This is a genomic window from Sphingopyxis sp. NFH-91, assembly GCF_021401285.1.
Lineage (GTDB): Bacteria > Pseudomonadota > Alphaproteobacteria > Sphingomonadales > Sphingomonadaceae > Sphingopyxis > Sphingopyxis terrae_A.
In genome coordinates this window covers 13,633-25,842 of sequence record NZ_JACBGA010000008.1, presented here as the reverse complement: position 1 = coordinate 25,842, position 12,210 = coordinate 13,633, and the positions used below count along the sequence as shown (strand labels likewise).

The window sequence follows — 12,210 nt, the reverse complement described above, 5'->3', positions numbered from 1 at the left end:
AAAAAAGGTTCAGTGCGCTAGCAGCCAACAGTTGAAGCTCAACACTCCACCACACTGACCGCCAGCCCGCCCTTCGACGTTTCCTTATATTTATCGCGCATGTCGCGGCCGGTCTGCAGCATCGTCGCGATCACCGTATCGAGGCTGACGACATGGGTGCCGTCGCCGATCATCGCGATGCGGCTCGCGTCGATCGCCTTGATCGCGCCCATCGCGTTGCGCTCGATGCACGGGATCTGGACCAGCCCGCCTATCGGATCGCAGGTGAGGCCGAGGTTGTGCTCCATGCCGATCTCCGCGGCATTTTCGACCTGCGCGTTGGTGCCGCCGAGCGCCGCGGTCAGCCCCGCGGCGGCCATCGAGCAGGCGACGCCGACCTCGCCTTGGCAGCCGACCTCGGCGCCCGAGATGCTGGCGTTGCGCTTGTAGAGCGCGCCGACCGCGCCCGCGGCGAGCAGGAAGGTGCGCACCCCCGCCGCGTCGCCGCGATAGCTGCGCCGGTAATAGCGGATCACCGCCGGGATGATCCCCGCCGCGCCATTGGTGGGCGCGGTGACGACCTTGCCGCCCGCGGCATTTTCCTCGTTCACCGCCATCGCCCACAGGTTGATCCAGTCCATCATCGCCATCGGGTCCGACAAATTGGCTTCGTGCCGTTCGCGGATGTCGGCGGCGATCTGCGGCGCGCGGCGCTTGACCTTGAGGCCGCCGGGCAGCGTGCCGGTGCTGCAACAGCCCGCATCGATCGAGGCGTCCATCGCCGCGGCGATCTGGTCGAGCCCCGCCTCGACCTGTTCGGGGCTGCGGTGCACCAGCTCGTTGTCGAGCATCATTTCGGCGAAACTCTTGCCCGACGCCGCGCCCATGTTGAGGAGGTCGGCGCCCGAGGTGAAGGCGAAAGGCAGCGCCACTTCGTCCTCGGCCCCGCGGCTGTTGCGCCCCGCCTCCTCCTCGTCGACGACGAAACCGCCGCCGATCGAGAAATACATGCGCTTGGCCAGTGTCTCTCCGTCACCATCGCGCGCGGTGAAGCTCAAGGCGTTGCTATGAAAAGGCTGGCGCTGCTTCATCTGGAAATGCAGGTCGCGCGCCGGCTGAAAGCGGACGCGCTGGCGGCCGAGTAGATAAAGAAAGCCCTCATTCTCGGCGCGGTCCCAATGCGCCTTGATCGCGGCGAGGCTGGTTTCGGCCGGGATTTCGCCCGCCAGCCCGGCGACCACTGCGGTATCGGCCGCGTGCCCCTTCCCCGTCAGCGCAAGCGAGCCATAGAGATCGGCCTCGACATGCGCCGCCTTGCCGAGCAGGCCGCGTTCGTCGAGCCAGACGGTGAAGCGCCGCGCCGCAACCATCGGTCCGACAGTATGCGAGCTCGATGGCCCGACACCGATTTTGAAAAGTTCGAAGAGGCTGATCGTCATGCCGCGCCTATAGGCGAGGAAATAGCCTTATGACAGAAGCCAATGCCTTGACGTCTAAAGCCGTGTCCCCCCGCGAAGGCGGGGGTCCATCATCCGTGGGCGAAAAATAGCACCGACCGGAGATGGGTCCCCGCATTCGCGGGGACGCACGGCCTTTTCTTTGACGGGAAATTACGCCGGATAAGTCCAAGCACCGTCGCGCGCCAGATTCTCAGCGGCGAAATCCCAGTTGAGCAGCTCGTCGACCACCGCGTCGACGTAGGCCGGACGCAGATTCTTGCGGTCGATGTAATAGGCATGTTCCCACACGTCGATGACGAGCAGCGGCTTGATACCCGCGGTCACTTCGGTGCCGGCGTCATGCGTGTCGGTGACCGACAGCTTGCCGTCCTTGGCGACCAGCCACGCCCAGCCCGAGGCGAAATGGTTGACCGCCGTGTCCTTCAGCTTCTTCTTGAGATCGTCGAGCGACCCAAAGTCGCGGTCGATCGCCGCGGCGAGATCGCCCGACGGGGCGGTCTTGGTCGGTAACAGGCAGTTCCAGTAGAAAGCGTGGTTCCACGACTGGGCGCTGTTGTTGAACAGCCCCTTGTTGCCCGACCCTTCGGCATGGTGGATGATTTCTTCCAGGCTCTTGCCGGCGAGGTCGGTGCCTTCGATCGCGGCATTGGTCTTGTCGACATAGGCCTTGTGATGCTTGCCATGATGCGTCGCGAGCGTGTCGGCCGAAATATGCGGCGCCAGCGCGTCCTCGGCATAGGGCAGCGGCGGAAAAGCGATTGTCATGGCAGTCTCCTTTTTTGGTGTTCGGGGGTGTAACTCGGTATGTTTGACGCGAGTTGCAACCCCGTGACGACGAATTCTGGCGTTATTTTTACGTCACCATGCCGCGCAGCGTCGCGATCCGGTCGGCTTCCTCCGCCGGCTTGTCGCGCCGGATGCGCGCGATGCGCGGGAAACGCATCGCCAGCCCCGATTTGTGGCGCTTCGATGCGTGGATCGAATCGAAGGCGACCTCGAGCACCAGCGTCTTTTCGACCTCGCGGACCGGGCCGAAGCGATCGACCGTGTTGTCGCGCACGAACTTGTCGAGCCACTTCAGCTCCTCGTCGGTGAAGCCCGAATAGGCCTTGCCCACCGGCAGCAATTCGCCCGTCTCGGTCCAGCAGCCGAAGGTATAATCCGAATAGAAGCTGGCGCGGCGCCCGTTGCCGCGCTGCGCATACATCATCACGCAATCGGCGCTCAGCGGATCGCGCTTCCATTTATACCACAGCCCCGCCCGCCGCCCGGCGACATAGGGGGCATCGCGCCGCTTGAGCATCACGCCTTCGATCGCGGCGTCGCGCGCGCCGGCGCGCAGATCGGCGAGCGCATTGAAATCCGCCGCCGCGATCAGCGGCGACAGGTCGAAATGGCTGGCGGCCAGCCGCGGCACGAAGGCCTCCAGTTGGCGCCGCCGTTCGGACCACGGCAGCCCGCGCAGATCGTCGCCGGCAACGGCCAGCAGGTCATAGACGCGCACGAAAGCCGGATAATCGGCAAGCATCTTTTTCGAGACGGTCTTGCGCCCGAGCCGCTGTTGCAGCGCATTGAAACTCGCCGCCCCACCCTGTGTTTCTGGGCCGCCCTGAACCTCGCCCCGCACCAGCAACTCGCCGTCGATCACCGCCTCCCGATCGAAGGCCGCGACCAGTTCGGGGAAAGCACTGCTGATCTCCTCGCCGCCGCGGCTGTAAATACGCGTCGCGCCGGCGGCATGGACGATCTGGACGCGGATGCCGTCCCACTTCCATTCGGCGGCGAAGTCGGCGAGGTCGACAACCTCTTCCTCGAGCGGGTGCGCGAGCATGAAGGGCCGGAAAAAGGCGACGTCGGCAAGGTCGGGACGCGGCGCCCGTCCCTCACCCCAGGCGAACAGCGGCGCATAGGGCGGCGGGATCGCGTGCCATAGCTCCTCGACATCGTCGACCGGCACCCCGAACGCCTGCGCGAACGCCTGCTTCGCGAGCCGCGCCGACACCCCGACGCGCATTCCGCCCAAGGCCAGTTTGAGCAGCGCATAACGCCCGTCGGCGTCGAGCCGGTCGAGCAGTGCGGCGACGACCGCGGGCGCATCGCTGCGGCTTGCGGCGGCCAGCGCATCGACGGCTTCGGATATGCTGAGATCCGCACTCTTGCCGGGCGCATCGGGCCACAACAGCGCCGCCGTCTCCGCCGTATCGCCAACAAAATGTCGCGACAGCCGGAACAGCTCTTCATCCACGCGCGTCGCGAGCAGCGTCCGCACCGTCCCCGCCTTCACCGCCGAAAAGTCGAGCGCCTCGGTCAACGCCGCGAGCGCCCAGCCGCGATCGGGATCGGGCGTATGCTTCAGATAATCGACGATCAACGCCAGCTTGCTGTTGCGCGAGCGCGTGTAGATCAGCCGGTCGATCAGGGCGGCGAAGCGCTTCACACCTCCTCCTCCAGGTCGCGGCCGACGAGGTGCAGCGCGCGCGCCTTGCGCTGGGTGAGTTCGCACCAGCGCAAGAGGCCGTCCTCGCTGCCGTGGGTGATCCAGCTCTCCTTGGGGTTCACTTCGGCGATCGTGGCCGTCAGTTCGTCCCAGTCGGCATGGTCGGAGATGACGAGCGGCAGTTCGACCATCCGTTGCCGCGCGCGCTGGCGCACCCGCATCCAGCCCGACGCCATCGCGGTGACGGGATCGGGGAGCCGCCGCGACCAGCGGTCGTTGAGCGCAGACGGCGGGGCAATGACGATCTGCCCCGCCATCGCCGCCTTGTCGGTTTCGGATACCAGCCGCAATTCGCCCAGATCGACGCCGTGCGCAGCATAGAGCGCGCACATCCGTTCGAGCGCGCCGTGAATATAGATCGGCGCATCCCAGCCCGCGCCGCGCAGTTCGGCGATCACCCGCTGCGCCTTGCCGAGCGCATAGGCGCCGACGAGTATCGCGCGGTCGGGCTCGGCACGCACCGCGCCGATCAGCTTGGCGATCTCGTCCCCAGTCGGCGGGTGCCGGAACACCGGCAGGCCAAACGTCGCCTCGGTCACGAAGATATCGCACGGAACCACCTCGAACGGTGCGCAGGTCGGGTCGGCGCGGCGCTTGTAATCGCCGGTGACGACGATCCGCTCGCCGCGATACTCCATCAATATCTGCGCGCTGCCGAGCACATGGCCGGCGGGATGGAAGCTGAACCGCACCCCGCCGCGCTCGAACCCGTCGCCATAGGCAAAGGCCTGATTGTGGCTCGCCTCGGCATCGACGCCATAGCGCAGCGCCATGATCGCGAGCGTCTCCGGCGTCGCGAAGACCGCGCCATGCCCGCTGCGCGCATGATCGGCGTGGCCGTGGGTGACCGCTGCGCGCGCAACGGGGCGCGACGGATCGATCCACAAGTCAGCGGGCTTCACATAGATACCGCTCGGGTGCGGCTCGATCCAGCTAGCGCCGGGCATCAGGCAGCCAGCTTTCGCGCGCGGATCAGGTCGGCGACGAACATGTCGCGCTCCTTCGCCGCGCGTTCGCGGTCGGGCAGGCGGAGCAGGAACGACGGATGGACCGTCGCGATCAGCTTCGTGCCGTCCTCCAGGTCATGCACCGACCCGCGCATCGACGCGATCGTCGCGCTTCGCCCCGTCACCCCTCGCAGCGCGCTGCCGCCCAGCGTCACGATCACGTCGGGCCGGACCAGCGCGCGCTCCTTGTCGAGCCACCAGCGGCAGATATCGATCTCGGCAGCCGTCGGATTCTGGTGCAGCCTTCGCTTGCCGCGCGGTTCGAATTTGAAATGTTTGACCGCGTTGGTCAGAAACAGCCGCCGCCGGTCCATGCCCGCTTCGTCGAGCGCTTCGTTCAGCACCTGCCCTGCCGGGCCGACGAAGGGCCGTCCCTGCAAATCCTCCTGATCGCCGGGCTGTTCGCCGACCAGCATGATCCGCGCCGTCGCCGGTCCCTCGCCCGCGACCGCCTGCGTCGCGTCGCAATAGAGCGGACAGCGCGTGCAGCGATCGAGCGCACGCGCGATCGTGTCGAGCGTATCAAGGGCTTCGGTCGAGGCGTCGTCGTCGGTCACGCGTTTGCGCCATTTCTCCGTTCGCGCATTCGCAGCCGAAACGGCCACCGCGCGCATCCGTTCCACGCGCGCCTCGGCGCCTGCCAGCAACGGCGCGATATCCTGCGCCTCGGGCAGGTTGTGCCAGTATTTTTTCGGCATTTCGGCGCGCATCGCGGCGATCTTGACGCGCGCGGGGTTGAAGATCGCGCCATAATAGGTGCGCCACTGATCCTCGACCACATCGCTCTCCGGCACTTCGTCCCGCGTCCCGCCGGGACCGTAACGCAGCGCCTCGTCCTCCCAGATCGCACGCGCGTCGGGGGTTACGATCGCCCAGTCCATGCCGGTGAAGCGGCGCTGGAAAAAGGGGGCGGTCAGCCGCAGGATGCGGTGCGCGGGCTCGAACCACGCGGCGAAGCGCTCGCGCTCGCCATCCTCGCCCAGCCGCCGGAACCGCACGAAGGCGTGCATCTTGTGAACATCGCGGCGGATCGCCTTGTCGGCCTTCATCAGCCAGTCGACATCGGCGTCGGTGCGCCGTTCAAGCAGCCGACGGTCTTGCAACGCGCGCCAAAGCACACGGTAAAGACGTGCGGGCACCGCAGCATCGCGGTAACAGATCACCCGCTCGGCGATCGCAACCAGTTCGCGCGGCAGGCTGAGCGCGCCGGACGGCGGTGGTACCGCTGCGGCCTCGCCGAACAGCGATGCGCCCTCGCCGCCGCCGCGCCAGCTGATGTCCTCGGGCGCAATCCCGTCCGCCAGCAGGCTGCGCGCGGCGCGGCGCCATTCGCCGAAATCGCCGGGCGTTTCGAGGACGACCTCCCTCACAGCGCCAGCGTCAGTTGTTCCGCGGGCGGCGCGAAGCGGGCGCGCAGGTCGGCGCTGTCGGTGAGCTTGCCCGGCCGCCAGTCGGGCGTGACGATGAAGGGCAGCAGCTTTTTGACCGACGCCGTCAGCTTGGCGAGGTCGCCGAGCCGCACCTTGCCCAGCCGCCGCGCCGCCACGATGCGGTCGACCGCGCGCGTGCCAAGACCGGGCACGCGGAGCAGCAGTTCGCGCGGCGCCCGGTTGATGTCGACGGGAAAGCTCTCGCGCTGCTGAAGCGCCCACGCAAGCTTGGGATCGATCGCCAGGTCGAGCATGCCGCAGCGCCCGCCCGCCATGATTTCGGCGCGCTCGAAGCCATAGAAGCGCAGCAGCCAGTCCGCCTGATACAGGCGGTGCTCACGCAGCAGCGGCGGGCGCACGGGGGGCAGGTCGCTGCTCGCGTCGGGAATGGGGCTATAGGCCGAATAATAGACGCGGCGCAGCCGATAGCCCGAATAGAGGTTCGTCGCCGCGTGCAGAATGTCGTCGTCGCGCGCGCCGTCGGCGCCGACGATCATCTGCGTCGACTGCCCGGCAGGCGCAAAGCGCGGCGGCGGTGCCTTGCCGATCAGCCGCCCCTTCGCGGCGTCGAGGACGTCGGCCTCGCGCGTGCGCACCGATGCCATCGTCTTGCGGATGACGCCGGGCTTCTTTTCAGGCGCAAAGCTCGCCAGTCCTGCCTCGGTCGGCAGTTCGACATTGGTCGACAGCCGGTCGGCATAGATGCCGGCAAGCGCGATCAGCGCGGGATCGGCGCCCGCGATCGTCTTCAAATGGATATAGCCCTGAAAGCGATGCTCCTCGCGCAGCAGCCGCGCGACCTCGACCAGCTGCTCCATCGTATAATCTTCGGACCGGATGATCCCCGACGACAGGAACAGCCCCTCGATATAGTTGCGCTTGTAGAAATCGAGCGTCAGCCGCACGACCTCCCGCGGATCGAAACGCGCGCGCGCGACATTGCTCGACGCCCGGTTGATGCAGAAGCGGCAGTCATAAACGCAGAAATTGGTCAGCAGGATTTTGAGTAGCGAAATGCAGCGGCCGTCCGGCGCATAGCTGTGGCATATGCCCATGCCTTCGGTCGATCCGATGCCCTTGGTCGCGGTCGAATCGCGCCGCACCGTTCCCGAGGAGGCGCAGGAGGCATCATATTTCGCCGCATCGGCGAGGATCGCGAGCTTTTGCAGAATCGATTTTCCCGACATGCCACCCGTTTAACACGAGAACATTTAAGGAACAAATCACCTCGTCGCGTTTCAGGCTTCGCGCCATTTGGCGGGCAGCGCGATTTCGACCCGCAGGCCCTCGGGGTTCCAGTGCCGCGTAATCGTGCCCCCCAAATTGTTCCGGACGCTGCGTTCCATCAGCAGCGTGCCAAAGCTGGTGCGATCGGGCGGACCGATCGGCGCATCGCCGCCGCTTTCGGTCCAGTCGAGCCGGAACAGGCGCGGCTCGCTGCCTTCGGGGTCCTGGCTCCAGCTGACATCGACCTGCCCGCGCGCGCCGGTCAACGCGCCATGCTTGACCGCATTGGTTGCCAGCTCGTTGAACAGCAGCGCCATCGCCACCAACGCATTTTCGGGAAGCAGCAGGTCGGGGCCCGACCAGCGCACGCGCGGAAAGGCAGCTTCGACCTCGCGCATCAGCGCGTGTATCGATCCGGTCATGAAATTTGCGCCGAGCAGGACGTTCTGCGCACGGTTAAGCGCGTCGAGCCGGCTGCTGATCCGCTCGACATAATCGTCAACATCGCGCGCCGAATTTTTGGTGAGCGAAATGATTGCGCCGACCGTCGCGAACAGGTTGCGCATCCGGTGGTGCAGCTCGCGCATCAGCAGCGTCGCATTTTCCTGGCGGCTCTTCTGTTCGGTAATGTCGGCGCTGATCCCGGTCAGAATGGCATCGTCGCGGCGCACATCCCAGTCCCCGCGCGCCGCGATCCAACGCACACCGCGTTCGGGATGGTCGATGCGGTACTCCATCGAATAGGGCGCGCCGCTGTCGACAGAGGCATAGAGCACGCGGCGCACCGCGTCGCGATCCTCGGGATGGACGCGCGCGAAAAACCCCTCGCCGTTCCTCAATGCGGTTTCGAAATCGGCGCCCCATAGCTCGGCGGTGGCCCCGCGCCATTTGAGCTCGTCGGTGCGCGGGTCGAACTGCCAGGTCGCAATGCACGAAAAGTCGAGCGCGCGTTCCAGCATGTGCCGTGCCTCGTCGCGCTCCATCACGGTGCGCCGCAGGTCTGCCTCGGCCATGATGATCGCCGCCAGATCCTCGAGCCGTTCGCGCTCGCGGTCCGCAAAATCGACGCGCGGCCGCCGGTCGATGATGCACAAAGTCCCCAGTACCGCGCCATTATAGGCGCGCAGCGGCACACCGGCATAAAACCGGATCAGCGGCTCGCCGGTGACGAGCGGATTGCTGCGAAATCGGGTGTCCTCCAGCGTGTCGGCGATAATCATCGGCCGCTCGCTCTTCACCACCTTTTCGCAAAAGCTGATCTCGCGCGGCGTTTCGGGGACGTCGAGGCCATAGGAGGATTTGAACCATTGCCGGCAATCGTCGACCAGCGACACGAGCGCGATCGGGGTGTCGAACAAGTCGGCGGCAAGTTTGGTGACGCGGTCGAACGCCGGTTCGGGCGCGGTGTCCAATATCCGGTATTCGCGAAGCGTTTCGAGTCGGCGGCGTTCGCGCTCGCGCATGTCCCTCGAACCCCCTTCGTCGCCCCCGTCGGCCAAAGCCCGCCCTCCGTCTTTTCCCGCCGCGCTCTTCTCCGAAGCGCCCTCGCTCGATGCCGTCGCATCGATTGCCGTGGTGGGGCGCTGTGCCATGAATCTGGTCCCTGCAAAAGCTTGTGAATGAGCGCGCAAGAAAAAGACCATCTTTCTGCTACTTACGCGGCGATCCGGTAGCGTCCCGGCAGACTCTACGCATCAGGCGCGTGGTGGTTGCAGAAAATGGGGGTGCTTTTTTGCCTCAATGCGGGAACCTGCCTCCGCGGGGCGCGTATGATCGGTTCAAAGAGGGAGGTTCCTGCATGAGCTTGGGCGAAGAAATCCGTGGCCATCTGCCGTTCCTGCGCCGCTATGCGCGCGCGCTCACGGGCAGTCAGCAACATGGCGACAATTTCGTCCACACCACGCTGGAAGTCATCGTCGCGGCGCCCCAGGAGTTTCGCACCTGTCCCGATACGCGTATCGACCTCTACCGCAGCTTTCACCGCATCTGGGAAAGCGCCTATATCGACGATGGCGAAGGCAGCGACGCCGAACTCGACCCGGTGCTACGCGCCGCGAACGACCGGCTGCGCCGGATCACCCCTCTCGGCCGTCAGATCCTCCTCCTTACCGCGCTCGAAGGCTTCTCGGCCGACGAGGCCGCGGCGATCACCGGCACCGACATCCCCACCGTGGAAACGCTGCTCGCCGAAGCGGTCGGCGACCTCGACCGCGAATCGCGCACCTCGGTCCTGATTATCGAGGACGAGCCGCTGATCGCGATGGAGCTTGAACAGATCGTCCGCGAACTCGGCCACGAGGTCGCCGGAATCGCGACAACGCACGACGATGCGGTCGCGGCGTTCGAACGCACCGAGGCTGGCCTAGTCCTCGCCGACATCCAGCTTGCCGACGGATCGTCGGGGATCGACGCGGTACAGGACATTTTGGCGATCGCCCCCGTCCCGGCGATCTTCATCACCGCCTTTCCCGAACGCCTGCTCACCGGCAACCGCGTCGAGCCGACCTTCCTGATCTCCAAGCCCTTCCGCCAGAACATGGTCCGCGCCGCGATCAGCCAGAGCCTGCTCTTCACCCCCCAACTCGCGGCATAAGGCTTCGTTGGCCTCTGGGTCGGAGGAACGGCTCGAGGGGCGGCGCTCCAGACCGAACCGCCCTCTAAGCCCTTCGCTTCCGATGTGCCGGCAATCCGGCAAACGACCATTCTCGGAAGTTTACCCGCAAGTTGAGGTTCGTCATAAGCTGCAGCTCGTTATGACAATCCACGAGCATATCCCCACCCTGAAAACAGAACATCTCGATCTGCGAGGTCCGAGAAGCGAGGATTTCCCGGTTTATCGTGATTTCTTTGCAGATGCCGCGGCATCGCACTTCTACGGGGGGCCGATGGAAGCGGACCGCGCCTGGCGTGTGCTTGCAACGGACTTGGGCCATTGGTCACTGCGTGGATATGGCCGCTGGTCGGTTGTAGAGCGCGCGAGTGGATTAATGATCGGCGGGTGCGGACTTTGGTGGCCTGAAGGCTATCCGAGATCGGAGCTGACGTGGTGGATTGTTCCATCGGCCCGCCGAAACGGCTATGCGCTGGAGGCTTCGCGTGCAGCCATTGCATTTGGATATGATATGCTGGGTTGGGACTTGGTCGAGACCCACATGAATGATGATAACGTCGCGGCGCGAGCGCTTGTCCAAAAACTTGGTGGCACAAAAATCTTGCGCGAAAAGTTTCCCGACGGACTGGAACGAGACATTTTCGGTCTACCGCGTCCACATTGAGGGCAATTCGCGAGTAAAGTGCGTCGTCCACTCCCAAACCGCCACGCAGGCGCCGTCAATCCGGCGAGGGTCCCCCGCCTGTCAGTTGGTCGACGCTGCCCATGATCGTCGCGAAGGCTTCGCTCGGGGGCAGCGGGTCTTCGCTGCGCAGCGGCATCTCGCCGCCGTCGAGGATCGCCTGCAAGGCGGCCCGGGCGCGCGAGACGCGGCTTTTCATCGTGCCGACCGCGACGCCGCAGATGTCGGCGCCTTCCTCATAGGATAATTGCCCTGCGCCGATAAGGATCAGCGCCTCGCGCTGGTCGACGGGCAGCATCATCAGCGCGCGCTGCACGTCCGACAGGTGCAGGCTGTCGTCCTGATCGTCGGGCGCGACGAGCAGGCGCTCGGCGGCGAGTTCGTCATATTCGGCGGTGAATTTCTTGCGCCGCATCTGCGACAGGAAACAGTTGCGCAGGATGACGAAGGCCCAGCTCTTCATGCTCGACGGCCCCGGAATATAGCTTGCGCGCGCCTTCCATGCCTTCAGCATCGTCTCCTGCACCAGATCGTCGGCCAGGTCGGCGTTGCCGGTCAGGCTGCGGCCGAAGGCGCGCAGATGCGGCAGCATCGCCGCCAGCTCCTGCTTGAAGCTGGCGTCGTCGAGCGGTCGGGGCGTGTCGTCGCTGATAATCGGGCCTTTATCTGGGCAATCTCTCGATGCGTATGACACCGGGCTTAGCGCGTTGAAACGTCGATGGAAAGCGGCGATCCCCGCCGCAATGGCTCAGGCGGGAACCGCGGCCGCCGGCCGGCGACGTCCAAGCGCGATGAAATTGGCCATCATCTGTTCGTCGACGGGGTCGAGCCGGCCGTTGGCGGCCAGCCGCCTCAGACTGTCCTCATGCCCGTCGAAATTGGGTTCGTAGAGCATCGACCAGTCGCCGAATTCGCGGTGGTCGATGTCGCGCCGCCGCACCTCGACCATGCCGCTGTGACGGCGGTCGTCGCGGATCGCGGCGAGGCACGCCTCGACCTTGTCGCCCGGACCTTCCAGCAATTGCATGAAATTATGCCCGTTGAAGATCAGGGCGCCGGTCAGCGCGTCGCGAGCATTGTTGCGGCGTGCCGTACCCAGAATATCGGCAATGTCGTCGGGCGTTATCAGCGGGTCCGCAACGCTGACATAAATAATCGATCGCAAGTCACGTGACTCCCGGCTTCCCCATTCAAGGAGCGTTGTGACCCCATCCGCAAACCCCTGCGGGCCTGCCCTGCCTGCTTAGGGCGCGTGTGGCACCTTGGCAACGCATTCGTCGCAAAATCGAAATTGCCGGGAACCAGCGGCGATCTTCC

Annotated in this window: 11 protein-coding genes; 2 read left to right on the top strand and 9 right to left on the bottom strand. The window is 65.5% G+C overall.

Annotated features, from left to right (window positions below; all coding sequences use genetic code 11):
- Positions 1-38: 38 nt before the first annotated feature.
- The 7 genes from L0963_RS16260 to L0963_RS16230 form a co-directional block, all read right to left on the bottom strand.
- The gene (locus L0963_RS16260) at positions 39-1,418 is read right to left on the bottom strand and encodes an L-serine ammonia-lyase (RefSeq protein WP_234180527.1); all 1,380 of its coding nucleotides are present in this window, start codon (positions 1,416-1,418) and stop codon (positions 39-41) included.
- 171 nt (positions 1,419-1,589) lie between these two features.
- Positions 1,590-2,204, bottom strand: a complete 615-nt coding sequence (locus L0963_RS16255; protein ID WP_234180524.1) for a superoxide dismutase — start codon at positions 2,202-2,204, stop codon at positions 1,590-1,592.
- Between the two features lie 88 nt (positions 2,205-2,292).
- Entirely contained in the window at positions 2,293-3,876 is a 1,584-nt protein-coding gene (locus L0963_RS16250; RefSeq protein WP_062900867.1) for a cisplatin damage response ATP-dependent DNA ligase, read from the bottom strand.
- The gene (locus L0963_RS16245) at positions 3,873-4,883 is read right to left on the bottom strand and encodes a ligase-associated DNA damage response exonuclease (protein ID WP_062900868.1); all 1,011 of its coding nucleotides are present in this window, start codon (positions 4,881-4,883) and stop codon (positions 3,873-3,875) included. The genes L0963_RS16250 and L0963_RS16245 overlap by 4 nt, the downstream gene beginning before the upstream one ends.
- The gene (locus L0963_RS16240; RefSeq protein WP_062900869.1) at positions 4,883-6,313 is read right to left on the bottom strand and encodes a UdgX family uracil-DNA binding protein; all 1,431 of its coding nucleotides are present in this window, start codon (positions 6,311-6,313) and stop codon (positions 4,883-4,885) included. The genes L0963_RS16245 and L0963_RS16240 overlap by 1 nt, the downstream gene beginning before the upstream one ends.
- Positions 6,310-7,560, bottom strand: coding sequence for a putative DNA modification/repair radical SAM protein (locus L0963_RS16235; protein ID WP_062900870.1), 1,251 nt, complete (start codon positions 7,558-7,560; stop codon positions 6,310-6,312). The genes L0963_RS16240 and L0963_RS16235 overlap by 4 nt, the downstream gene beginning before the upstream one ends.
- 51 nt (positions 7,561-7,611) lie before the next feature.
- Complete coding sequence (locus L0963_RS16230; protein WP_062902990.1) at positions 7,612-9,063, bottom strand: GAF domain-containing protein; 1,452 nt, start codon at positions 9,061-9,063, stop codon at positions 7,612-7,614.
- Positions 9,064-9,398: 335 nt separating this feature from the next.
- On the opposite strand from L0963_RS16230, the gene L0963_RS16225 reads away from it, so the two are divergent.
- Together L0963_RS16225 and L0963_RS16220 are read left to right on the top strand one after the other, a co-directional pair.
- A complete protein-coding gene (locus tag L0963_RS16225; protein ID WP_003052571.1) occupies positions 9,399-10,193 on the top strand; it encodes a response regulator in 795 nt (264 codons plus the stop codon).
- 160 nt (positions 10,194-10,353) lie between these two features.
- The gene (locus L0963_RS16220) at positions 10,354-10,875 is read left to right on the top strand and encodes a GNAT family N-acetyltransferase (protein WP_082819813.1); all 522 of its coding nucleotides are present in this window, start codon (positions 10,354-10,356) and stop codon (positions 10,873-10,875) included.
- Positions 10,876-10,930: 55 nt separating this feature from the next.
- Here L0963_RS16220 and L0963_RS16215 read toward each other — a convergent pair whose 3' ends face one another.
- Both L0963_RS16215 and L0963_RS16210 read right to left on the bottom strand, forming a co-directional pair.
- Positions 10,931-11,545, bottom strand: a complete 615-nt coding sequence (locus L0963_RS16215; protein WP_412072836.1) for a sigma-70 family RNA polymerase sigma factor — start codon at positions 11,543-11,545, stop codon at positions 10,931-10,933.
- A gap of 96 nt (positions 11,546-11,641) precedes the next feature.
- Entirely contained in the window at positions 11,642-12,058 is a 417-nt protein-coding gene (locus tag L0963_RS16210) for a BLUF domain-containing protein (protein ID WP_003038631.1), read from the bottom strand.
- Positions 12,059-12,210: the final 152 nt, after the last annotated feature.